This is a genomic window from Pseudoalteromonas arctica A 37-1-2 (genome assembly GCF_000238395.3).
Taxonomy (GTDB): domain Bacteria; phylum Pseudomonadota; class Gammaproteobacteria; order Enterobacterales; family Alteromonadaceae; genus Pseudoalteromonas; species Pseudoalteromonas arctica.
The window spans coordinates 1620050-1643035 of the sequence record NZ_CP011025.1; the positions used below are offsets into that span (position 1 = coordinate 1620050).

Annotated in this window: 20 protein-coding genes; 13 read left to right on the top strand and 7 right to left on the bottom strand. The window is 38.2% G+C overall.

Annotated elements, in window-relative coordinates:
• The first annotated feature begins 17 nt into the window (after positions 1-17).
• The 9 genes from PARC_RS07300 to PARC_RS07340 all read left to right on the top strand — a co-directional run bounded on the left by PARC_RS07300 (position 18) and on the right by PARC_RS07340 (position 8031).
• Positions 18-2714 (top strand): nitrate reductase, encoded by a 2697-nt coding sequence (locus tag PARC_RS07300; RefSeq protein ID WP_010552547.1) that lies wholly within the window; start codon positions 18-20, stop codon positions 2712-2714.
• 16 nt (positions 2715-2730) lie between these two features.
• The gene (moaA, locus tag PARC_RS07305) at positions 2731-3702 is read left to right on the top strand and encodes a GTP 3',8-cyclase MoaA (RefSeq protein ID WP_010552548.1); all 972 of its coding nucleotides are present in this window, start codon (positions 2731-2733) and stop codon (positions 3700-3702) included.
• 73 nt (positions 3703-3775) lie between these two features.
• The gene (locus tag PARC_RS07310; protein ID WP_033012993.1) at positions 3776-4450 is read left to right on the top strand and encodes a molybdenum cofactor guanylyltransferase; all 675 of its coding nucleotides are present in this window, start codon (positions 3776-3778) and stop codon (positions 4448-4450) included.
• Complete coding sequence (gene moaB / locus PARC_RS07315) at positions 4447-4986, top strand: molybdenum cofactor biosynthesis protein B (protein WP_007585240.1); 540 nt, start codon at positions 4447-4449, stop codon at positions 4984-4986. Before PARC_RS07310 ends, moaB begins: the two co-directional genes overlap by 4 nt.
• Before the next feature lies 1 nt (position 4987).
• On the top strand, positions 4988-5458 hold the full coding sequence (moaC, locus tag PARC_RS07320; RefSeq protein WP_007585237.1) for a cyclic pyranopterin monophosphate synthase MoaC: 471 nt from the start codon (positions 4988-4990) through the stop codon (positions 5456-5458).
• Positions 5436-5735 carry a MoaD/ThiS family protein gene (locus tag PARC_RS07325; protein ID WP_007585236.1) on the top strand — a complete coding sequence of 100 codons (300 nt, stop codon included), beginning with the start codon at positions 5436-5438 and terminating at the stop codon, positions 5733-5735. Before moaC ends, PARC_RS07325 begins: the two co-directional genes overlap by 23 nt.
• Positions 5735-6199 carry a molybdopterin synthase catalytic subunit MoaE gene (gene moaE / locus PARC_RS07330; protein ID WP_010552550.1) on the top strand — a complete coding sequence of 155 codons (465 nt, stop codon included), beginning with the start codon at positions 5735-5737 and terminating at the stop codon, positions 6197-6199. Before PARC_RS07325 ends, moaE begins: the two co-directional genes overlap by 1 nt.
• A gap of 415 nt (positions 6200-6614) precedes the next feature.
• The gene (locus PARC_RS07335) at positions 6615-7301 is read left to right on the top strand and encodes a hypothetical protein (RefSeq protein WP_148664646.1); all 687 of its coding nucleotides are present in this window, start codon (positions 6615-6617) and stop codon (positions 7299-7301) included.
• A 76-nt stretch (positions 7302-7377) separates the two neighbouring features.
• A complete protein-coding gene (locus PARC_RS07340; RefSeq protein WP_010552553.1) occupies positions 7378-8031 on the top strand; it encodes an MOSC domain-containing protein in 654 nt (217 codons plus the stop codon).
• A 6-nt stretch (positions 8032-8037) separates the two neighbouring features.
• On the opposite strand, the gene PARC_RS07345 is transcribed toward PARC_RS07340, so the two are convergent.
• Positions 8038-8946: a LysR family transcriptional regulator gene (locus PARC_RS07345; RefSeq protein ID WP_010552554.1), complete on the bottom strand. Its 909-nt coding sequence runs from the start codon at positions 8944-8946 to the stop codon at positions 8038-8040.
• A 129-nt stretch (positions 8947-9075) separates the two neighbouring features.
• Here PARC_RS07345 and PARC_RS07350 point away from each other — a divergent pair, with 129 nt between their 5' ends.
• The 3 genes from PARC_RS07350 (at position 9076) to PARC_RS07360 (ending at position 11704) form a co-directional block, all read left to right on the top strand.
• Positions 9076-9513, top strand: coding sequence for a PACE efflux transporter (locus PARC_RS07350; protein ID WP_010552555.1), 438 nt, complete (start codon positions 9076-9078; stop codon positions 9511-9513).
• Positions 9514-9803: 290 nt separating this feature from the next.
• Positions 9804-11258 carry a sensor histidine kinase gene (locus PARC_RS07355; protein WP_010552556.1) on the top strand — a complete coding sequence of 485 codons (1455 nt, stop codon included), beginning with the start codon at positions 9804-9806 and terminating at the stop codon, positions 11256-11258.
• Complete coding sequence (locus PARC_RS07360; RefSeq protein ID WP_010552557.1) at positions 11255-11704, top strand: response regulator; 450 nt, start codon at positions 11255-11257, stop codon at positions 11702-11704. The genes PARC_RS07355 and PARC_RS07360 overlap by 4 nt, the downstream gene beginning before the upstream one ends.
• 153 nt (positions 11705-11857) lie before the next feature.
• Here the strand turns inward: PARC_RS07360 and PARC_RS07365 are convergent, their stop codons facing one another.
• The 6 genes from PARC_RS07365 to nirB form a co-directional block, all read right to left on the bottom strand.
• Positions 11858-13576: a two-component system response regulator gene (locus PARC_RS07365; RefSeq protein ID WP_007585212.1), complete on the bottom strand. Its 1719-nt coding sequence runs from the start codon at positions 13574-13576 to the stop codon at positions 11858-11860.
• A 58-nt stretch (positions 13577-13634) separates the two neighbouring features.
• Positions 13635-14825, bottom strand: coding sequence for a sensor histidine kinase (locus PARC_RS07370; protein WP_010552558.1), 1191 nt, complete (start codon positions 14823-14825; stop codon positions 13635-13637).
• Between the two features lie 279 nt (positions 14826-15104).
• A complete protein-coding gene (locus PARC_RS07375) occupies positions 15105-16367 on the bottom strand; it encodes a nitrate- and nitrite sensing domain-containing protein (protein ID WP_010552559.1) in 1263 nt (420 codons plus the stop codon).
• Between the two features lie 274 nt (positions 16368-16641).
• A complete protein-coding gene (gene cobA / locus PARC_RS07380; protein WP_010552560.1) occupies positions 16642-17505 on the bottom strand; it encodes a uroporphyrinogen-III C-methyltransferase in 864 nt (287 codons plus the stop codon).
• A gap of 10 nt (positions 17506-17515) precedes the next feature.
• On the bottom strand, positions 17516-17869 hold the full coding sequence (nirD, locus tag PARC_RS07385; protein WP_010552561.1) for a nitrite reductase small subunit NirD: 354 nt from the start codon (positions 17867-17869) through the stop codon (positions 17516-17518).
• Positions 17856-20429: a nitrite reductase large subunit NirB gene (nirB, locus tag PARC_RS07390; RefSeq protein ID WP_010552562.1), complete on the bottom strand. Its 2574-nt coding sequence runs from the start codon at positions 20427-20429 to the stop codon at positions 17856-17858. Before nirB ends, nirD begins: the two co-directional genes overlap by 14 nt.
• A 394-nt stretch (positions 20430-20823) precedes the next feature.
• On the opposite strand from nirB, the gene PARC_RS07395 reads away from it, so the two are divergent.
• Positions 20824-22974: a 2Fe-2S iron-sulfur cluster-binding protein gene (locus PARC_RS07395; RefSeq protein ID WP_010552563.1), complete on the top strand. Its 2151-nt coding sequence runs from the start codon at positions 20824-20826 to the stop codon at positions 22972-22974.
• Positions 22975-22986 lie beyond the last annotated feature (12 nt).

Here is a 22986-nt window from a genome sequence, read left to right on the forward strand (position 1 = left end):
CACTAAAAGAGAGCAGTATGGCAACCGCAAACACGTCACCAACTATAAATAAAACGAGTTTAAAACAAACAACATGTGCTTACTGTGGTGTAGGGTGCGGTGTTGATATTTCACTTTTTAATAATGTGCCAACCAAGCTTGAAGGCATGCGTGAGCACCCCGCAAACTTTGGTCGTTTATGTGTAAAAGGCACCCATTTGCTCGACACCACAGGCAGTGATAACCGCTTAACGACGCCTCTTATTAATAACCAATCCGTTACGTGGGATGAAGCAACCGACCACGTTGCCAATAAATTTAACGACATAATACAAAAGCACGGACCCGATGCGGTGGCTTTTTATGTATCGGGGCAGTTACTTACTGAAGATTACTACATCGCTAATAAATTAATGAAAGGCTACATAGGCTCAGGCAATATTGATACAAATTCGCGCCTGTGTATGTCGTCTGCTGTGGCAGGTTATAAACGGGCTTTTGGTGAAGACGTAGTGCCGTGTACTTACGAGGATTTAGAGCAAACTGAGCTACTTATTTTAATTGGCTCTAATGCCGCATGGACTCACCCGGTTTTGTATCAGCGAATGGAGCGTGCAAAGCAGCTTAACCCAAATATGAAAGTGGTGGTTATTGATCCGCGAAAAACTGACACTGCTGAGCTTGCCGACACATTTTTAAATATAAAACCAGGCAGTGACGCCGCACTTTATAACGGCTTACTTAATTATTTAAATGAGCATAACCACCTCGATACGCAATTTATTGCTCAGCACACAAACGGCTTTGAAAGCGCACTGCAGGAGGCACAAAAATGGAGTTGCGAGGCAGTTAGCGACTTTTGCGATATAGCAATTGAGCAAGTCACTGAGTTTTACGCGCTATTTGCTAACAGCCCAAGTGCGATTAGCTTTTATTCAATGGGTATAAATCAATCAAGTTCGGGTGTAGATAAATGCAACGCCATTATTAATGCACATTTAGCCTCAGGTAAATTACTTAAACCAGGCAACGGTCCGTTTTCGATTACGGGGCAACCCAATGCGATGGGCGGGCGCGAAGTAGGTGGTTTGGCTAATCAGTTAGCGGCGCATTTAGATATTGAAAACGAAGCACATCAATCACTTGTACAACGCTTTTGGCTCTCGCCAACTATCGCTACAAAAGCAGGCAGCAATGCCATCGATATGTTTGATGAAATAGCCGCAGGCAAAATAAAAGCAGTGTGGATAATGGCAACAAATCCAATGGTGAGTTTGCCCAATAACGCCGCTATTAAAAAAGCATTAGAGACCTGCGAGCTGGTGGTTGTATCTGACTGTATTGCAAAAAGTGATACGTTAAAATTTGCCGATGTTGCTTTTCCATCAACCGGATGGGGTGAAAAAAATGGCACAGTAACTAACTCAGAGCGCAGAATATCAAGGCAACGCACGTTAGTAGCGCCTTATTCGGGAGCTAAAAACGATTGGCAAATTATGTGCGATGTTGCTAAAAAAATGGGCTTTGAAGGGTTTGATTTTACAGACCCAAGTGGCATTTTTGAAGAATGGGCACAATTAACCGACTTTGAAAATAACGGCAGCCGATTATTAAACCTCTCTGGTTTAGTTGGGCTCACACAAAATCAGTATGATAATTTAAAACCCATTATGTGGCCTGTTGTTAAAAACCAGCCTTATAAAAACGGTCAGGTTTTTACAAATAACCAATTTAGCACCGCTGATAAAAAAGCGCGTTTTATACCTATAACGCCGCAATTACCGGTGCAAAAAACATCAAATGATTATCCGTTTGTAATGAACTCAGGGCGTATACGCGACCAATGGCATACCATGAGCCGCACGGGTAAAAGCACTGCGCTTTCATCGCATATTACACGCCCGTATATTGAAATTAATCCGCTTGATGCCAGTAAATTAGCAATTAAACAAAACGATTTAATAAGTGCAATTGCCCTAACTGGGCAGGTTACCGCGCATGCAAAAGTAACCGATGCCGTGCGCAAAGGTGAATGCTTTATGCCTATTCATTGGAATAAGCAATTTGCGTCATCAGCAACAGTAAGCGAGTTGTATCAATCGGTAGTTGACCCTCTATCTGGTCAGGCTGAGTGCAAACACGGCGCTGTTAATATAGTTAAAGCACCCTTTGGGCAATATATGCAGCTGTTTGCTAAAAACGAACTTGTTATAAACAGTGATTTTTGGCTCAAAGTTAATGCTAGTAATTGCTTTAATTACCAATTGGCGCTTAATGAGCCACAAAGTGATTTACTGTATTACTGCCAAACCTTAACTGGTTTACAAGGGCAGTGGTCGGCTATGAATACGGCAAAAGCCATGCATGTGCAGTGTATTCAAAACGATCAATTAACGTTTGTTGGTGTTATTTCTAATGAGCAAAAAGAAATATCACTTGAGTGGATAAACCATTTATTCGCAGAGCCATTACTGACTTTTACCCAATTACAGTCTTTGCTTTATGCAACCCCCGATGAAGAATTTACTCAAGGCGTGCAAGTGTGTAGCTGCTTTAAAGTAAGAGAGCAGCCGATTATAAACGCCATTAAAAACGGTGCAAACACAGTCGAGCAATTGGGGTCTGAACTTAAATGTGGGACGAATTGCGGTTCGTGTAAAACACAATTAAGCCAATTAATAAAACAACATTACAAAGCAGGTTCTAGCAGCATTGATGTTGCGGTTGTAATGTAAAGAAAAAAGGAAGCATATGCTTAATGATCAATTTGGTCGGCAGTTTAACTATTTGCGCCTCTCAATAACCGATGTATGTAATTTTAGTTGTAGTTATTGTTTACCAAACGGGTATCAGTGCGATACACCGCGTAATTTTTTAAATAAAAACGAAATTAGCACGTTAGTAAATGCGTTTGCAGAGCTTGGTACTAAAAAAGTGCGTATTACAGGTGGCGAACCATGCTTGCGAAACGACGTAACCGATATTGTAAAGCTTTGTAAAAACACGCCCGGCATAGAAAAAGTAGCTATTACTACAAACGGATTTAATTTATTAAAGAAAATTGATGAATTTGCTGAAGCAGGGCTTGATGCGCTTAATGTCAGTATTGATAGTTTAAATCCGAGTATGTTTAAACTCATAACAGGGCACGACAAACTTAACCTTATTTTAAAAGGGATTGAACGCGCGGTAGAGCTGGGCATAAAAGATATAAAAATAAATGCGGTGCTTGCCAAGCAGTTTAATAAAAACCAGTTGAAGGATTTTTTAGCGTGGGTAAAGCATCACAAAGTTACAGTTCGCTTTATAGAACTAATGGAAACAGGTGACGGCGCAACATTTTTTGAAGAAAACCACTTAAGTGGGCAAACCGTTAAAGCACAATTACTCGACCAAGGCTGGTTACAAGTAGTTAGGGGGAAACTAAACGGACCCGCTGAGGAATTTTGTCATCCTGATTACGATGGTCGTATTGGTTTAATAATGCCGTACAGTAAAGACTTTTGTAAAAGTTGTAATCGCTTAAGGGTGTCGGCGCTGGGTAAATTACACTTATGCTTGTTTGCCGAGCAAGGTATAGATTTACGCGAACTACTCAACGAGGATGATACTGCAGCGACCGTAAAGGCAATTCAAGCTGCTATGGGCAATAAAGAAATAAGTCATGAGCTAGATAAACGCTTAACAGGTGCGACAACTCACTTAGCCATGTTAGGTGGCTAATATGGAAGCTAATGTGAATACTCATATAGAAGCTAATATAAAAGCTAATATAAAAGCTAATATGAAAGCTAATATGAAAGTTAAGCGAGATTTTACAGGCGTTGTGCTTGCTGGTGGTAAGTCATCAAGAATGGGCACAGACAAAGCCGATTTAGTTTTAAAAAATAAAACGCTATTGCACAATGCGTGTGATTTATTAAAAGACGCAGGCGCTAAAAACATACTAATAAGCCGCAACGTTACAAATCCAATCAAATCATTGAACCATTATTCACCGAGCGATTATCCCTCAGAAAAGTACGTTAAAGATATATACCCAAACAGTGGGCCCCTTGGCGGAATTTACTCAACATTAATAGCCACTGAGCACGATTTACTTATTACTGCGGTAGATATGCCTCTACTTACGAGTAGTTTGTTAAGCACAATAGTGCTGGCTTCTCAGACAAATAACGTACAAAGTGTGAGCAATCAATTAAATCAGTCACAAATACATGCTTGGCACTTTGAAAATGAACCGCTACCGCTGTATATTCGTAATACAAGCAGTGTAAAAAATCATTTAAAACACATACTCACAAACGCAAACAGTCATAAATCAATAAAACAGTTTACCCAAAGCATTGGTGTGCAAACGCTTTTATGTAATAAAGCGCATGCATTAATAAACACCAATACACCGGCGCAATTTAAAGCTGTAAATGAGCATTTTGACCTAAGCATTAACCTATTGAGAAGAACATTATGAGCCACACAAGCGATACACAAATACCTTTAAACATTGCCGTACTTACAGTAAGCGACACGCGCGATGCGATTACCGATACTTCTGGTCATTACTTAATTAAAGCGCTAACTGAGGCGGGTCATCACTTAGCGGATAAAGAAATTGTAAAAGATGATGTTTACCAAATGCGCGCTATTGCATCGCAGTGGATAGCCGATGACACCATTCACGCTATTTTAGTGACTGGTGGTACAGGATTTACCGAACGTGATTCAACACCTGAGGCATTTGCGCCGCTGTTTGATAAAAGCGTAGACGGCTTTGGTGAGCTATTTAGACATATATCGTACGGTGAAATTGGTAACTCAACTATTCAATCTCGTGCACTTGCAGGACTTGCTAACAACACCGTTATTTTTTGTATGCCAGGCTCTACAGGCGCATGTAAAACAGCGTGGACAGGCATTATAAAAGATCAACTTAACTCAATGCATAAACCGTGTAACTTTGTACCGCACATTACCATTGGTAAAAAGTGTGAATCGCGTGAGCAATAGTATGTTAAGCCACGTTGACGAAAACGGCCAAGCTAATATGGTTGATGTATCGCTCAAAGACGTAACCCTGCGCGATGCCTCAGCTGAAGCCTTTATTAGCATGAGCAAGCTTGCCTTTGAACAAGTAATGCTTAATCAAAACAAAAAGGGCGATGTGTTAGGCGTGGCACGTATTGCGGGTATTCAAGGCGCTAAAAAGTGCGCTGATTTAATCCCGCTTTGTCATCCGCTTGCACTTACTAAAGTAGCTGTTGATTTTGAACTTGATGAAGCAAACAGCCAAATTAAAATAACCAGCTACTGCAAACTTGCCGGTAAAACTGGCGTAGAAATGGAAGCGCTAACGGCGGTATCTGTGGCTAGCCTTACTTTGTTTGATATGTGTAAAGCAGCCGACCCACTAATGGAAATTAGCGGCATGCGCGTTACTCAAAAAGCTGGGGGCAAAAATGGCAGTTGGCAGCGAGATTAATCCAAACGATGCTATATCTAGCGCCCAAAAAGTAGAGTTATTGTTTTTTGGGCAACTAAAAGAGCGGTTAAAGTGCAGTAAATTAAGCCTTGAGATTACGCAGCCGCTTACTATTTCAGAACTTAAATTAAGATTAGTTAGCCAATACCCGCACTGGCAACCGTGGCTGGAAGAGCGTGAGCTACTTGCAGCGCTTAACCAAACTATGTCATCAAGTGATGAAATAGTAAAAGCGGGGGATGAGCTTGCCTTTTTCCCGCCGGTTACAGGTGGCTAATGAGCATACATATTCAAGTACAAACCGATGATTTTAATGTAGGTGACGAGCACAATACGCTTTGTAGTAATAACAAAAGCGATGGCGCTGTTGTCACCTTTACAGGATTGGTAAGAGAGTTCAGCAGTGGCGATAACGTTATTGCACTTGAGCTTGAACACTATCCTGGTATGACCGAACAACTGCTTCAATCTATAGCAGAGCAAGCACAAACGCGCTGGCAACTGGCGAGAATATGCATTATTCACCGCGTTGGTTACTTAGCACTTGGCGAGCAAATTGTATTTGTAGGCGTAACTTGCCGCCATCGCCAAGCCGCGTTCGAAGGCGCACAATTTATAATGGATTACTTAAAAAACCATGCCACGTTTTGGAAAAAAGAGCACTTTAAAGACTCATCAAATTGGGTTGAGTTTAAACAAAGTGACAAAAAGGCGATGGGTAGGTGGCAAAAGAAGCCATAAATGTAATGTGTGAATAAAGATGCGTTTAAAATTTATCTCAAAAAGAGAATCAATAGAGTCTGCTGCTCTTTGGGTCGCGGCTCTATTAATTTTAGTAATCATGTTAGAGCTCATAACAGGCTGGTCGATAGGTGGAAAGAGCTCGCCGAGTCAATCTAAAAATATTAACCCTGAACAGTTTTGGTTTGAAATAAAATTGCACTGCAGCTTAGTCTTATGGTTGATTTTTAGATCATTTTTTACATTTCCATTTTTTAGAGCTATGTACAATAGCTTGCTTCACTTTAGGGAAAAACACAAAATTATATCAAATATCTTTTTCTATATACTGACCCCCATATTTGTTGTGTTTCTAATTTTAACTTTATTATATATTAACGACTTATAATATTGCTTTGTTGATCATCAAGGATGAATGATGAAAACCTACACTCTCTTATTATTGGCTATTTTTATACAACCGTTCTGTATTTACTTTGCTTTATATGCAAAAGCAAAATATTCATCAGAAAATAAGCCAATTAATCAGCTTGCATTAGGTGTTACGCCAAGTCTTGCATATCTATCTGCAGAAGATTTCTGGGGGGCATTTGTTTTAATGTTTATGGTTACAGCCGTGTCACTTGTTTTATCGTTATTACTAAACTTTAGATATGTGATGACAAGAAAAATAAATACGAGTGCAATCCTAACTTCAATCGTTTCATTCCTCTTAGTAGCAGGTTTCTTTTATTGGTTAGCTGGCCACTTTATAGTTGAAAACTGGTATGAAAAATTTTGGCCTTCGCTTTATTTTTTGGGGCTACTTTTTAGTATTTTTGTTATAAAAATTATTGAAAAGAAGCGAAAAATTAAAGATGGGCTGAGCAATATGCTGGTACTGGCTTTATGTGTTGCTGCGTCAGTTGTTTCTGCATTTGGGGATGCATTTATTTTATGCACACTTATTAATGTATTTTTACTTATCCCAATAGGCGGCGCTATTGTGAGCAGTGGTGTTGACAAAACTTCTGCTGGTGGTATCGCTTTTTTTTATGGTTACGTATTTATTATGAGCTTGCCTATTTCTGGCCTGCTTTATTTAGCGCTTAGCTCTACTTAATACCTATCAAAAAATAGATTTAGATATTATTATAATTTAGCTCTGGACTATTTAAAGTATTAACCAAAGGTTTTATATGAAAATCATCTCGACTAATATCTCTAAAATTAAAACTCTTATTCATAATGGTAAAGAGGTAAAAACGGGAATATTCAAAACCCCAACTAACGAACCTGTTGTTATTGAAAAACTAAACATTATAGGTGACGAGCAAGCTGATTTAGTTAACCACGGCGGGGTAGATAAAGCGGTATATGCTTTTTCGCACAATCATTATGAGTATTGGCAGAAGACTCTTGAAAACGAGAACTTAAGTAGCGGCATATTTGGCGAAAACTTCACGATTTCTGACCTTGATGAAGCGAATATACACATAGGTGACCATATTCGAATTGGTACTGCACTGCTTGAAGTAAGCCAGCCTCGTGTACCCTGTTTTAAACTCGCTATCGCCCTTAATAATAAAAACAGTCTTAAACTGTTTACGCAGCATTACTGCACTGGCGTTTATTTTAGGGTACTAGAGCAAGGCGTTGCAAAAACGGGTGATAGTGTTGTTATCGAGAAGAAAGCCTCGCACGACATATCAGTTAAAAAACTGTTCCAGGCATTTTTTGATAAAAAATACGTAGGTTATGAAGACATACTTTTAGAAGCATTAACTTTGCCAGAGCTTGCTGTAGAGTGGCAAGAAAAGCTAAAGAAGAAGCTTGCTATTAAAAGTGAATAAAGCAGTTTAAAACTGTTTTATTCCCGCGCTATCACTCTTTAAAAAGTGTTGCTGCAACCTATTTATTAAACTTTGAAGAACAGGTCCTGTTGATTGGCTTCTTGAAACAACGCATCCCACAGGAGTAAGCCAACCGCATTGTTCATGAGTAACGGGTAGCGTTACCACTTCAGCTTGGTTTATATACCTCTTAATAGCAAGCTCGGGTACAAGCGCCCAACCAATACTCTGAACTACTAAGTCGATAAGGGTTTGATGTGTATTTGCGTACCAAATTCTAGAGCTAATTGCGTAGCTAAACCATAACTCTTTTTGGCTAAGGCTGCGATGAACACATTGCCTATGGGCTTTTAAATCATTGCTTGTTACAGTCTTTAGCTTTGCAAGCGGGTGTTCTGGTGATGAAATCGTTAAAAATCGAGCTTGACCCAATAGAAAAAAATCCATATCAACTTTTAGTTCCCCATCACTATAAATGATACCTAGTTGTGCTTTTCCTATTTTTACTAAGTTTTCTACATCGTCAGTTGTTGTCGATATTATTTCGAAATTAGTAATCGGGAACTGATCAGCAAGTGGGGTAATCACTTTTAAAATATCTTGATTATTTAGGCTTTCATCAATAGCTATAATTACCTCATGCTCATAATTTTTTGCTAATGCATCCACTTTTTGGTCAAAATATTTTTGCTGATGAAGTATAGAGTATGCGACAGGTAACAATGCCTTACCGCTAATCGTTAAGCTGGGTATATTTTTATTACGCGTAAACAATGTTTGATTAATCGCTATTTCAAGATTAGAAATAGCTTGACTAATTCCCGATTGTGCACGGTTAAGCTTTCGGGCTGTTGCCGAAAAAGATCCTGTTTCTACCACGGTTACAAAAATTTTTAGTTGCTCAAAACTATACATATCATTCAACTTAAAGGTGAGTACTTATTTGCTCATCTTATCACTAAAGGTGATGGCTACTAATTTTGCAAATAATTAAATTATGTCACTATTATTTTCTTTAATTATTTGGCGTAAAAGGGGTTAATTATGGATGCAAAAATGGGGTCGCTAGAGAGGATGTTTCAGGCTGTTTTGTTTGAAGTATTAGCGGTAACGCTATCGATTATTGGTTTGGCTGTATTTACAGATCATGCAATATCGGCTTTATCGGGCACTATGATTATAATTGCAACGATTGCGATGTGTTGGAATTTTGTTTTTAATTGGTTTTTTGACAAAGTAGCTACCGGTGCAAAAGAGCAACGTTCTGTATTATTCCGTATTTTTCACGTGATTTTATTTCAAGGCGGGTTACTTGTTTTTACTATTCCCGTAATGGCGAGCATTTTAAACGTAGGCTTATGGGAAGCATTAATAATGGATATCGGCGTAACTTTTTTTATAACCCTTTACGCTTTTACTTTTAACATAGTGTACGACCACACACGAGCCTATATTTTTCATTCAAAAAATGCTGCATGTTAATACACTTTTTAAATATGGGATGACTTAACAAAGTTTTGTATTTAGCTACTGGTGTATTTGCCAATGCACCAGTACTTTTAGAGGCGTAATATTACCCAAGTTTGCTTTATAGTGGCAAAAAACTAATAAAGGATCTTTTTATTAAAAGTGAATAAAGCTAAATATCAACTGTTATTCATAGAGGAGCTAGTAAAAAAGATAAAATCTGCTATACCTAAGGTTATAAATACTATAATTATTATAGTGTTATTTAAAGATTTTTGGGTTAGTAGCTAAAATAGGTGTCGTATATGAATATCTCAAGAAAACTGATGCTTATTGTAATATTAACTGCAGCAGAGATAAGTATTACTGTCTACTCAGCTTTTGAAATAGCTAAAGGGGCTAAGTTTCATCAACTTAACTTTCTTCATTTAAAGTATACACATCAACTTACCAAGTCAGTTAAAAAAATAGAAAATGATATCCCCATAGATATAAATGCCATTGAGTCGGATATATTGTTAATTAGGCAGCAACCTATTGAATGTATTGAACAAATAAACCCGTTAAATTATGCTGTTATGAAAGTTATTAACACAGATCATACATTAACAATCTGTGAAAACGATATTGAAATTGCTGATAAAGCCTTATTGTCAGTTAATCAGTATAAAAAGGGGGAACTTAGTAGAGACGCTTTTTTACTAAATCTTAATACTTCGCTAAGTGGCTTTAATAAAAATACGGAGCTGTTTGAGGAACCAATTAGAAAAACAGTATCGTTTATACTAATGACGTTAATTCCACTTGTTATAATCATATCTTTTTTTAATATTCTTTTTATAAGTTATCTTTCTCGCACAATATCGAGCTCTATTCGAAATCTAACTCTACTTTTATCAAGTAAGCCCGAAAACAATATTAATCTGGACGATGAACTTGATATAAAAACGTCGGGTGAATTAAAAGCACTCGTTATCGCGGCCAGACAGCGAATTAAAAATGATCTTTTAAATATTGAAAACAGTATTGAACTCAAAGAGATTATAAACAGCCAAACAGCTTCCCTGCAGCAAGCAAATGATGAGCTTGCCCAGTTTGCTTATCGGGCTTCCCATGACCTGAAGTCACCGCTGTCAGGGGCTAAATCCTTAGCGCATTTTGTTATCGAAGATATAAAAGCGGGAGACACAGAGGAGGCAAGCCGAAATGCACTGGTTATTTATCAACAAATGGAAAAGTTAGAAACACTTGTTGTTGATATTTTATTGTTAGCCAAAGCTGAAATTGGTAATGAAGATAAAGATGTAATTGACTTTAATCAGTTAATTACTGATATGAAAGAACGACTGTCTTGGCTCATGAAAGATAATCCTTGTACGCTCGAAACAACAATTAATCTATCAGTACCTATAAGGTCGGAAAAAGCGCGTTTTGCTCAAATTATTGAAAATTTGATATCAAATGGGTTGAAGTATTACGACAGAAATAAAGACTCGCCTTATGTCCGCTGTGACATTTTTAATGAGCAAGAGACGTTTTTTATTACTGTTACAGATAACGGAATGGGAATACCACAAAAGCATCAAAGTGAAGTGTTTGATATGTTTAAGCGATTTCATGCACAGACGAGCACAGGCTCTGGTTTAGGGATGGCGCTGGTTAAAAAACATATTGAGTATTTAAATGGTGAAGTATCACTGCAAAGCTCTGATGAAGGTACGACGTTTAAAATAATAATACCAATGGATAAGCTAACATGACAAAAATTAAACCCCCTATATTAATTGTCGATGACAATGAAGTTGACCGGTATATTCTTAAAAGATTAATTAAAGAGGCTGAATTAGATCTTACAATTTTTGAAAAAAAAGATGGCCAGGAAGCATTAGAATTTCTAGAAAATTATGAAGCTAACAGAAAAGAGTACCCTGATGGATTTCCTCCAATACTCATATTTTTGGACATCAATATGCCAAGAGTCAATGGTATTCAGTTTTTAGAAGAGTTTTCTAAACTGAGGAAGATGATAGAAATCAGCTCGTGTGTGGTTATGATGTTTAGCTCATCAGAAAGAGAAGAAGAAAAAAAGATTATAATGTCACACGATTTTGTTAAAGGTTACCTTGTAAAAGGAAGTTTTCAGGCAGCAGAGTTAAAAGAAAAAGTATTGGCTGTCATCGGTCAGCATTTGGAAAAACACAGCTGATTTGCATGTGTTTTAGGTTTTAACCCGCTAGGCTGTGCCAATTGGAGAGCCTTTAGTTTGAGTATGTGGCACAAACCAAAGGTTTTTAGCTTAAGGTTATAAATGTGTTTGATTTAAGCTTCAATTTTACAAAGGCTCAAAATAACCTATTTATTAAAGGCTTATTTTTTTACTATAGTCATCGAGCAGCAAATTAATTTCGTTTACAGGCATAGGCTTTGAAAAGAGAAAACCTTGCAAGTAGTCTATATTTAATTTTTTACACAGCTGATGCTGGGTTTCAGTTTCGATTCCTTCAGCTACCACAGAAAAATCTAGTTTCTTCAGCATTAAAGATAAGCTCTCGATTATTTTTAATCGCTTATTATTTTCTCCACCTAACGATTGCATGCTTTTGTCTAACTTTACTATATCAATAGGGTAGGAAATAAGGTGAGATATGGATGAATAACCCATACCAAAATCGTCCAAAGCAATCCTAAACCCTTTATTAGACAAAGAAGTTAATATCTCAATCACTTCTTTACTATTTTCCATAAAAGCTGTTTCTGTTATTTCCAGAATAATACTACTGGTTTTTAAATTGTATTTTTCGACCGTCTCTAATAGATACGTTTGTAAAACTTCTCTTTGCAGCTGTATCGGTGAAATATTAATAGATAGAGTTAACGGCGTTTGATAGTCTTTCTGCCACAAAGATAACTGCTTTAAAGCGCTCGCAATTATCCATTTTCCAAGAGGGGCTATTAATCGGCACTCTTCAGCAATAGGAATAAACTCATCGGGGGTATAATTAACGGTTGTATCTGGCCAACGGATAAGGGCTTCGACACCTGTCATTATTTGTGTTTTTGAACAATAAACAGGTTGATAAAATAGCCTAAAGTTTTTTTCCTCTATATGCTCTTTTATACTATTTTGAATATCTACCCGACGACTAAATTCATATTGATATTGCTCTTTGTAAAAGCTTATTCTACTTTTACCACTTTGCTTTGAGCGATACATTGCAATATCAGCACATTTTAGCAGTTCATGAGATTCAGTAGCATCATTTGGGTATATGGCGCTTCCAATGCTAACACTGCAATTTAAAGTTCTGCCTTCATGCAAAAAGGGTTTAGAAACTTCTGCTAAAATTCTATTTGCTATCATACCTATTTGATTAATATTGCAAATTCCACCTATTATAACTGCAAATTCATCGCCTCCTAAGCGTGCAAATCCTTCGTTTTGTCTCAGGCAACTATGAATCCTTTCTACTGTTTGTATTAAAATTTCGTCGCCAACACTATGCCCAAGCGTATCATTAATATTTTTGAAGTTATCTAAATCTAAAGCAAGTAACGCCACGCAGTTTTTAGCACGTTTATTGTTAGCTATCATTACTTTTAGTATTTCTTCAAAATGATATCGATTAGACAAACCAGTAAGCTGATCCCGTTCTGCCATATGCTTTACAGCAAGATAACTGTTGTGCATACGTTGTTCTGCCTCGAAGCGTTTTTTGGCATATATAAGCGCTTTATTTAAACTATCCCTCGTTATATCACCTTTTGGTAAAAAGTCTTGAGCGCCTGCTTCTATACACTCAATAGCCAAAGCTGAGTTCTCTGAGGAGCTAATCATGATAATTGCGGTGTTACCGAGTTTAGGCTTTGCACGCATTTCAATTAGCATTTCAATGCCATCTTCTTTAGGCATATTATAATCGAGTAGTATTATATCAAAGTGCGTGTCTTCAATGGCTTTCAAGCCCTCGGATACGCACGTTACTTCGGTAATGTCATGATGATGAGAGCCATCAGAAATAAGCATTTTTTTAATTAATTTGCGATCAACTAAGTCATCATCAACAATTAAAATATTCATAAGTTCCTTCTAAGAGCAGCATCTACATGGTGCTCGTTTATAATTGATAATTTCATAGTTAAACTTTGGGCCAATAAATAGTAAATGTACTGCCAAGTTTCCCATCGGAGGCTACTTCAATTTTGCCCCCATAATTAATAATGAGCTTATTGGCAATACAGAGTCCAATGCCGCTCCCTTCAACATCATCTCGAGATTGCAATGTCTGAAATAACTTAAATATGAGTGAAAAATATTTAGGGTCAATTCCAGGGCCATTATCTGTTATCTCAATAATGTAATATTGATTAGAGGGGATAAGTGAAATATCGATAACCGGGTGCTCTTTATTGTTATGTTTTATTGCATTACTAATAAGATTTTGAAAAACAATTTTAAAAGGGATCAGCTGTATATCGAGTACTTCGTTATTGGCGTGTATATCAACAGTCACAGCTTGTGGAACTTCTAAAATTTGTTCTATATCTTGGTAAATACTTTCTAAAGATATGTTTGCATGAGTTGAATCACAGCTATTTATTCTCGAGTAGCTTAGTAAATCTTCTAGCAGTACTTGCATTCTATTAGCCCGGCTGAGCACAAGCTGAAAGTTTTCTAGGTGCTCTTGAGGGAGTAAATCTTTACAGTCATCATAAATCCACTCTAATAAACGTTTTATAGCATTTAATGGTGACTTTAGATCGTGTGAAGCAATACTGGTAAATTCATCTAGTTCATCGCTCATTTTTTGTAATTTTTTGATTAGGTGATCTTTTTCAGTTTCGTCTTTTTTTAGCTCGCTAATTGTTGAGTGAAACTTAGAACTGTTTATTTTATCTAATGAATTTTTACGTTGGACTAACTGATTAACAAAGTTTTTTTGTAAACTATTTAAGATTAATTTTTCTTTTTCGGTAAGTAGTGAATCACTTGCTCGCTCGAATATCAACCATCCAAATTTAAGGTTTGAGGGCAAAATAATAGGTGATACCACTCTAAATATTTTAGGAGCATGCTCGATAATCGATTCATTAAAAACGTCATCAGATAGTTGCTCTTTAGCTACTGTTATTTTTGAACCTGATTTATATAGCTCGACAGCACGTTGAGGCATGTTAGCAACAATAGAGAATGAGCTTGCATCAAAAATGTTTAAAATTAGCTCAGCAAAGCTTTTTAAGCTTGTTTGAATGTCATTATCAAGAGAAGTCGTTAATTGCTGCTCATCTATTAATGATACACCTTCTAAATAACTCTCTACATTGGGCATTCAAACTCCTACAACAGTATTAAATAAATATGCCTCATTAAAATGAGATGCAACAAATGATTAACTTATTGTAGTTGATTATTTTGAATGTGTTGAATTATTCACTTTATAAATTAACGCCAAATTAAAGCCTTACCTTATTATAGTCAGTAGCTTATGAATCTATTTTCTAATAAGGTAAAACTAAGTCTGATCGTGAAATTTATAACTGAATAAATAAGTATTATGTAGGGTAGTGTTCTTACTAAAGATCAACATGCCCAAGTAAAAACAGCATATTTAATCGCTCATTTGTACAATTGTTTGCGCTACGCTAAATAAGGTTTTATGTGTATCCATTGCTTGTTTTTGTAGCTGTTTATGGGCTTGCTCTTCAGTGAGCTTTAACTGCTCAATAAGTATGTACTTGGCTTGGTGAATTACCTTTTGCTCACTAATTACTTTTTTAGCATCAAGTAACGCTTGGTTTATTTGTTTAATATGCTGGCTTTGCTCGATAATTAAATCGTACATACTTTTATTACTATTGAGCTTATCGGCCGCTATGTTTTGGCTCACTTCTGGCTCTGGTTGCTTAACGGCTAATTGGCCAAAAGTAGGGGCTATGTGTTGCTCTACCATATTGTTAAGTACCTGCTTATTTGTATTTAAGCTACGTTGAGCACAGGCTATTTGCATTGCTGCGGTATCAATTAACTGATCTGCTATATTTTGTTCAATTTTGTGCATTATATCTATGCGCGTAGTGGTTACTTCGTACCATACTTCGCTAAGTTGTGAGAGCGGTTGAGCGTTCTCGTCATCGAGCTTTTGCAGTAAACTTCTAAGTTGCTCTACCTGATTATTAACCTGATGCGTTGTTAGTGTGCCAAAACATTTTAAAAGGTGCGCATCGGCGTACTCATTAAAAAAGTCAAAGCTGTGGTTTTGCTCTTGTACAAAATGCGCGAGTTGTTGTTTTTGTTCTGTGGTAAATTTACTCGCTGCAAATGCTTGTGCACCACAGGCACGCTCTTGTCCTGCGTATTCTTTACCTTGCATAAAATTAAAAAATGCGACTAATAAGCGCGTTATTTTGGGATCGCTTGCGCCATCAGCTGCCTCTAAAATAATATTGAGTAAACTAGCAATTAACTGAGTGAATGACTGCGTAGCATGTACCGCACTAATGTTTTGTTGTGCTATTTGCTTGCGCAATAACGGTAATGCATCGAGTGCTTGTAAGCTATAGGTAATTAAATTAAATAACCGAGTATGGCCAGTATCGGCGTTGTCGTTTATAAATGTTTGTTTAAGAGAATCATAAAATGCAGTTTGTGCGCTGTCGCTTAAAGGGATTTGTTCTTGTAATTGGGTTTTAAATCGCTCTCGATTTGAGGCCAAAAATATATTACTCATTGCGCGTTCTTTTTGTAACTGATGTACAAAATCGCCTAATTTAGTAAGCGAGGCACAACTGTTTTGTAATTGCTTTAGCGCGTGTATTTCTTGATACTTTGCTGCTAATAAAAACTGTTTTGTGAGAGGATTGCTTGTCGCCATTGGTATTATTCCACACTTTTTTGTTTTTAAAGTGCAACCACTGTTCCAATCATTAATAAATTTCATCATTGAATTTAAAATCAAGCTAATACAATTGCTTAAAGTGTTGTTTTTGTTTGCCACTGTTTTTCTATAATTTAAATTACCATTACTTTTAACTTATTTGGTGCATTTAAACATGTTATTGCACACAACTTGAACCCAAATTAAAAACAAAAAAAGCGCCTACTCCTGGGGAGGTAGTAAGCGCGAAAAGTGCATTATTCATTTTGTATCATGCGTTAACATTTATACTGTTTAATAACTCAGGGCTAATTGCCATTTTATGATTTATTACTTCACCAATCATAATAAGGGTAGGACCTTGAAGGTTGTGTTTAGCATGCTCATTTACTATCAGTTCAAGCGTACTAGTAATTACTTTTTGCTTAGTGGTAGTGGCATTCTCTATTAGTGCAATGGGTGTATTACTTGGCCAGCCCACTGATTGCAAACCGTTGCTTAGCGTTTGTAAGCGCGAAAGCCCCATATAAACCACTAAAGTGGGGTTGTTGTTTGCAGGCATAAACGCGTAATTTTGCCAATGAGGTTGCTTGTTAGGATCGGCAAACTGCGCCGTTAAAAATGTAACACTACGCGCTACATCGCGTGCAGTGAGCGGAATACCCGTATAAGCAGAAGTAGCACAAGCCGTTGTAACACCCGGAATAATAGCAAAATTAATATTATGCTTGGTAAGTGCATCGGCTTCTTCGTTAATACGTGCAAATATACTCGGATCACCGCCTTTTAAACGCACTACGTTTAAGCCTTGTTGCGCGTATTTAACCAGTAGTTCGCAAATGTTAGCTTGGGTCATTGAGTGCTTACCCGCACGTTTACCTACAAATACACGCTGCGCTTTTTTAGGGAGCGTTTTTAATAAATCATCGCTTACTAACCAATCGTATAAAACAACATCGGCGGTATTAATTAAACGCTGCGCTTTTACCGTAATTAGCTCTGCGTCTCCTGGGCCCGCACCAATTATATAAACGTTGCCGCTTTTAGCACTGCGATCATTTGAGCTTGTTAGCTTAGTAACAAGCTTATTTAGCCACACGTTTTCAATACCCGAAAAATAAGACAGTACACTCATAATATTCCCCCTAAGCCACAGCTGTTGTAACTTTTGGTTCAGAGCTTATAAATACACTGCCGTCTTCAATTTTTGCATTAAAAACCGGTAAGTGTATTGCTTCTGCTTCTAAACATTCGCCTGTTTCTAGGCAAAAGTGTTGCTTATATAAAGGCGATGCGACAACTAATTTATTGTCGATTGAGCCAATAATGCCACGCGATAATACATTGGCTTTGCCAATCGGGTCGTAGTTGCTAATGGCAAGCACAGCCGTTGGATTTTGTGGAATGTAAAAAATAGCCACTTGCTGATTATTAACTAATGCGCATACGCCGCTATTAGCCACTAGGTTGTCGATTGTTCCAATATTATGCCAAGACATCAGCTTGCTCCTCTTCAACTTCCATTACTGGAATACGGTTTTGTGTATTACGTTGCTCACGTTTTTCGGCTTCTGTAGCTGGGCGAATTTGGTTACGTTCTTGCACAAATAAAATGTTGTCATCGGTTTCGGGGCTGTTAACAAACTGGCGGAATCGTTTGGCTGCATCTGGGCTTTCAATCGCTTTTTTCCACTCACACGCATAGGTTTGTGTAATTAACTCCATTTGCGCTTCTAGCTCGTCGCAAATGCCTAAGCTGTCGTCAATGACTACGCTTTTGAGGTAGTCTAAACCGCCTTCAAGGTTTTCCATCCATACCGATGTACGCTGTAATTTGTCAGCCGTTTTAATGTAAAACATAATTACGCGGTCAATATATTTAATAAGTGTTGGCGTGTCTAAATCGGTCGCAAATAAATCAGCATGGCGAGGGCGCATACCGCCATTACCACAGACGTATAAGTTCCAGCCGTTTTCGGTGGCTATAATGCCAATATCTTTACTTTGTGCTTCGGCGCATTCGCGGGTACAACCCGATACCGCCATTTTAAATTTATGCGGCGCACGTAACCCTTTGTAGCGGTTTTCTATTTCTATTGCGTGTCCAACGCTATCTTGCACACCATAACGACACCACGTACTACCCACACACGATTTAACGGTTCTAAGAGACTTACCATAGGCATGACCTGTCTCAAATCCAGCTTCTATAAGTCGCTCCCAAATAACAGGAAGCTCTTCTAAGCGCGCACCAAATAAATCAATACGCTGACCGCCAGTGACTTTACAGTACAGGTTAAAGTCTTTGGCTACTTGTCCAATTACAATGAGTTTGTCGGGCGTTATTTCGCCACCAGCAATACGGGGTACTACAGAGTACGAACCATCTTTTTGCATGTTTGCTAGGTATGTATCGTTAGTGTCTTGCAAGCCAACATGAGCGGGTTCTAAAATAAAGTCGTTCCATGTTGAAGCTAAAATAGAGCCAATGGCAGGTTTACATATTTCACAGCCATGACCGCTGCCGTGTTTAGTTAGTAAGTCATCAAAGCTTTTAATGCTTTCTACTTTTACCATGTGCAGTAGTTCTTGGCGTGAATACGCAAAGTGCTCACATACATGGTTGTTTACTTCAACACCGCGACTTGCTAATTCGTTATCAACAACTGATTTTAATAACGCAGCACAACCGCCACAGCCGCTTGCTGCTTTAGTGCATGATTTTACCGAGGCTAAATCGCACGAGCCGCCATCAATTGCACCTACAATGTCGCCTTTACTCACATTGTGACACGAACAAATAGTGGCTGTGTCGGGTAGGGCACTGCCCGATAACGACGGTGCGCCGCCGCTGTCTGGTAAAATTAAACACTCAGGGTTTTCTGGTAAGTCCATGTCGTTAAGCATGTACTGTAATAAAGTATCGTAGTCGCTGGTATCGCCAACAAGTACAGCGCCCAGTAATTTATCGCCTTTTTCACTTAGTATGATTTTTTTATAACAGCCGCGAATAGCATCTTGATATATAAGTTCTTTACAGCCTGGCGTTTTTGCGTGAGCGTCGCCAATTGAGCCTACTTCTACACCTAACAACTTAAGTTTAGTGCTCATATCGGCACCTAAAAACTCAAGCTCGCCACCACTTAATTGACTCGCTGCAACGCGCGCCATGTTGTAACCCGGTGCTACTAAGCCAAATAGTTTTTTGTCCCACAGGGCACATTCACCAATGGCTAAAATATCAGGATCTGATGTTTGGCATTGGTTATTAATAATAATACCGCCGCGCTCACCCAGTTCTAAATCAGCAATTTTGCCAAGTTGGTCGTACGGGCGAATACCGGCAGAGAACAAAATCAGATCTGTTTCTAAAAATGACTCATCCGAAAAATTTAATCTAAAGCGGCTCGTTTCGCCTTTTACTATTTCACTGGTTGCTTTTGATGTATGTACTGTTACGCCGAGTTTTTCTATTTTATTTTTTAGTAGCGTACCGCCTTGTCCATCAAGTTGAACAGCCATAAGTTGTGGTGCAAATTCAACTACGTGGGTATCAAGCCCTAGTTGCTTAATGGCGTTTGCGGCTTCAAGCCCTAATAAACCACCGCCAATAACAACACCGCTTTTACTTACAGCGGCACTGGCTTTTATTTGTTCTAAATCTTCTAATGTGCGATACACCAAACAATGGGGTTGGTCGTTACCTTTTATAGGCGGCACAAACGGAAATGAACCTGTCGCGAGTATCAGTTTGTCGTACGGGTATTGCTCACCGGTTAATGTGGTCACTATTTTTGCTGTTCTATCAATGCCTTCAACCCACTGGCTGGTATGCACATTAATATTGAGCTGTTTGTAGTTGTCGTGAGTGGTAAGTGCTAAATCGGCAGCTGTTTTGCCATCAAATACACTTGATAAGTACACGCGATCGTATGCAAGATTTGCTTCTCCGCAAAGTACAGTAATGTCTGCGTTGGCATCGCTTTGGCGCATTTGCTCAACAAAGTGGTGTCCGACCATACCATTACCAATAATGAGTATTTTTTGCGAGGTTTGCATAGGGCATTCCTTAAAGTGACGGTTTAAATACAATTCACAAAAAAGCCCGCCACAAATACGCAATATGCATAACTGTGTGCGGGCTTCTTTGCCGATGGTTGCTAATAGCAATTGTGCTCACAACCTAAATTTTTGCCGTAAGTAAAACGGGCTTGTTAATAGAATGTTTGCAAAAATACAGCCAGTTTTTTAAGTTATTGTTTAAATAGTATTTAATGTATTTTTAGAGTGAGGATAAAACCCGTTTTGTTATATGTTGGTGCGCGCCTAGCACTAAGAGGGTGCAAGTATTGTCATTATTTTGTGCATTATCAGTCAATAAAACACTCATTATCATTGAGTGTGTATTGAGTTAAATTTAGCCCATAAAATACGCACACTAATTACGAGCAAAATGATAAATACAAACTCAATAGATGCTTCACCTTTTCACGAAGGCGAGCTGGCAATACAAGACAAACTCGGTAAACGAGAAATAATGGAAACATTTGGTAAACGTGCCGTGCGCTCATTTATGCCAAAGCAACATCAAGCCTTTTTTGAGCAGTTACCATTTGTGGTTGCAGGCAGTGTTGATGAAAATGCCGATGTGTGGGTATCTATTGTTTCAGGGCAGTCAGGCTTTTTAAGCGCCCCCACACCCACGTCGTTATTAATGACCCACGCGGTTGATAAAAACGACCCCTTACATGGCACGTTAAATATTGCCGGCTCGCCAATTGGTTTGTTAGGCATTGAGCTAAGCACACGTAGGCGTAACCGTCTAAATGTGCGCGTAGGTGAGGTAATTGACGATAATCAGGTGAGTTTTAATGTTGATCAATCCTTTGGAAATTGCCCACAGTATATTCAAACGCGCGACTTAACGTTTAATAGAGATCCTTTAGTTAAAAGTAGTGCAGTACAAAAAGTTGAATTTAATACACTTGATAACGCAGCCAGTATGTTAATTGACACAACCGATACATTTTTTGTATCGAGTTTTATAACCGCTAAAAACAATCCAAAAATTGAAGGGGTTGATGTTTCTCACCGTGGTGGGTTGCCGGGCTTTGTAAAGCGCGAAGGCAACACATTAACGATTCCTGATTACGCAGGTAACAATTTTTTTAATACCTTGGGTAACTTTTTATTAAACCCAAAAGCAGGTTTGTTATTTCCTGATTTTGACACCGGCAATGTATTAATGCTTACCGGCAGCGTTGAGATTTTATGGGACGGGCACCCAGCGCTTGAAGGCTTTATTGGCGCAGACCGAGGCTGGAAATTTACCCTCACTAAAGGAATGTGGCTTAAAAACTTACTCCCGTTTAGTGCTAAATTTGATGCTTATTCCCCTAACACTAAAATGACGGGCACGTGGCTTGAGGCTGATAAAAACAAACAAGCCGAAAAACTAAAACATACTTGGCAGCCTTTAAAAGTAACTAAAATAATTAAAGAAAGTAATGTAATTACCTCCTTTTATTTAGAAGGGCATAACAATACAACCTTGTTACCGTTTAAAGCTGGGCAGCATTTAACTGTACAAATACCATGTAAAAATAGTAGCAATAACAGTAATAGCAAACCTGTTATTAGAACCTACACCGTGTCATCAAGCCCTCATGAACTATTTTATCGGTTATCTATTAAAAAAGAACTCAGTGGCGAGGTGTCTAACTACTTTCATAATAACGTAAATGTAGGCGACGTTATTTTAGCTAAATACCCACAAGGGCAGTTTTTTATTGACCCAACTAGTACCAAACCAGCGGTACTAATTGGTGGCGGAATAGGTATTACACCTATGATCTCAATGGCTAAACATATTGCACACGAAGGGTTAAGAACCCGCTATACACGCCCTTTGCATATTTTTCACAGTGCTAAAAATAAACAGCAGCGTGCGTTTTATAACGAGCTAAAAACACTTGCAGATACGAGTGTCGGGGCAATTGATTACTACTCACTTTTATCGCAGCCTGAGCTTGATGAAAAGCAAGGCAATGGCTCTAATTTAAAAAATGAGAGCTTTAACTTAAAAGACGAAAGCTTTAATTTAAAAGGGCGCATAAATGCGGATGTGTTTAGGTATTATTTACCACTTGATGATTACGAGTTCTTTTTATGTGGACCTGCTGCGTTTATGCAGCACGTATATAACGAACTGTTATTGCTCGGTGTGCAGGATAAAAACATATTTGCTGAAGCATTTGGACCCTCCAGTATTAAGCGCAAAGTGCTTAACACAAACGAAGCACCTAATAAAAGCAAAGAGATTAGCGTAGAAGAAGCAGACAACACTGTAATTAAATTTAGTAAATCGGGCTTTGAACAGCGTTGGAATAAAGGCGATAACACTATACTTAATGTAGCCGAATCTCATGGTTTAGAACCTGAGTTTGGCTGTCGAAACGGCAGCTGCGGCAGTTGCGCTGTAAAAATAAACGCAGGCGCTGTGGTTTATCGCAATAACGTAAGTTACCCAGTAGAGACAGAGCAGGCGCTAATTTGCTGCGCCGTACCTGCTAAAGGCGTTGAGGAGCTTGATTTAGAGTTGTAGTGTTTTGAAACA

What these genes read in the sequence shown, in the direction of transcription:
- PARC_RS07300 (WP_010552547.1), top strand. Translation starts at nt 18, where the DNA reads ATGGCAACCGCAAACACGTCACCAACTATAAATAAAACGAGTTTAAAA.
- moaA (WP_010552548.1), top strand. Translation starts at nt 2,731, where the DNA reads ATGCTTAATGATCAATTTGGTCGGCAGTTTAACTATTTGCGCCTCTCA.
- PARC_RS07310 (WP_033012993.1), top strand. Translation starts at nt 3,776, where the DNA reads ATGAAAGTTAAGCGAGATTTTACAGGCGTTGTGCTTGCTGGTGGTAAG.
- moaB (WP_007585240.1), top strand. Translation starts at nt 4,447, where the DNA reads ATGAGCCACACAAGCGATACACAAATACCTTTAAACATTGCCGTACTT.
- moaC (WP_007585237.1), top strand. Translation starts at nt 4,988, where the DNA reads ATGTTAAGCCACGTTGACGAAAACGGCCAAGCTAATATGGTTGATGTA.
- PARC_RS07325 (WP_007585236.1), top strand. Translation starts at nt 5,436, where the DNA reads ATGGCAGTTGGCAGCGAGATTAATCCAAACGATGCTATATCTAGCGCC.
- moaE (WP_010552550.1), top strand. Translation starts at nt 5,735, where the DNA reads ATGAGCATACATATTCAAGTACAAACCGATGATTTTAATGTAGGTGAC.
- PARC_RS07335 (WP_148664646.1), top strand. Translation starts at nt 6,615, where the DNA reads ATGATGAAAACCTACACTCTCTTATTATTGGCTATTTTTATACAACCG.
- PARC_RS07340 (WP_010552553.1), top strand. Translation starts at nt 7,378, where the DNA reads ATGAAAATCATCTCGACTAATATCTCTAAAATTAAAACTCTTATTCAT.
- PARC_RS07345 (WP_010552554.1), bottom strand. Translation starts at nt 8,946, where the DNA reads ATGTATAGTTTTGAGCAACTAAAAATTTTTGTAACCGTGGTAGAAACA.
- PARC_RS07350 (WP_010552555.1), top strand. Translation starts at nt 9,076, where the DNA reads ATGGATGCAAAAATGGGGTCGCTAGAGAGGATGTTTCAGGCTGTTTTG.
- PARC_RS07355 (WP_010552556.1), top strand. Translation starts at nt 9,804, where the DNA reads ATGAATATCTCAAGAAAACTGATGCTTATTGTAATATTAACTGCAGCA.
- PARC_RS07360 (WP_010552557.1), top strand. Translation starts at nt 11,255, where the DNA reads ATGACAAAAATTAAACCCCCTATATTAATTGTCGATGACAATGAAGTT.
- PARC_RS07365 (WP_007585212.1), bottom strand. Translation starts at nt 13,576, where the DNA reads ATGAATATTTTAATTGTTGATGATGACTTAGTTGATCGCAAATTAATT.
- PARC_RS07370 (WP_010552558.1), bottom strand. Translation starts at nt 14,825, where the DNA reads ATGCCCAATGTAGAGAGTTATTTAGAAGGTGTATCATTAATAGATGAG.
- PARC_RS07375 (WP_010552559.1), bottom strand. Translation starts at nt 16,367, where the DNA reads ATGGCGACAAGCAATCCTCTCACAAAACAGTTTTTATTAGCAGCAAAG.
- cobA (WP_010552560.1), bottom strand. Translation starts at nt 17,505, where the DNA reads ATGAGTGTACTGTCTTATTTTTCGGGTATTGAAAACGTGTGGCTAAAT.
- nirD (WP_010552561.1), bottom strand. Translation starts at nt 17,869, where the DNA reads ATGTCTTGGCATAATATTGGAACAATCGACAACCTAGTGGCTAATAGC.
- nirB (WP_010552562.1), bottom strand. Translation starts at nt 20,429, where the DNA reads ATGCAAACCTCGCAAAAAATACTCATTATTGGTAATGGTATGGTCGGA.
- PARC_RS07395 (WP_010552563.1), top strand. Translation starts at nt 20,824, where the DNA reads ATGATAAATACAAACTCAATAGATGCTTCACCTTTTCACGAAGGCGAG.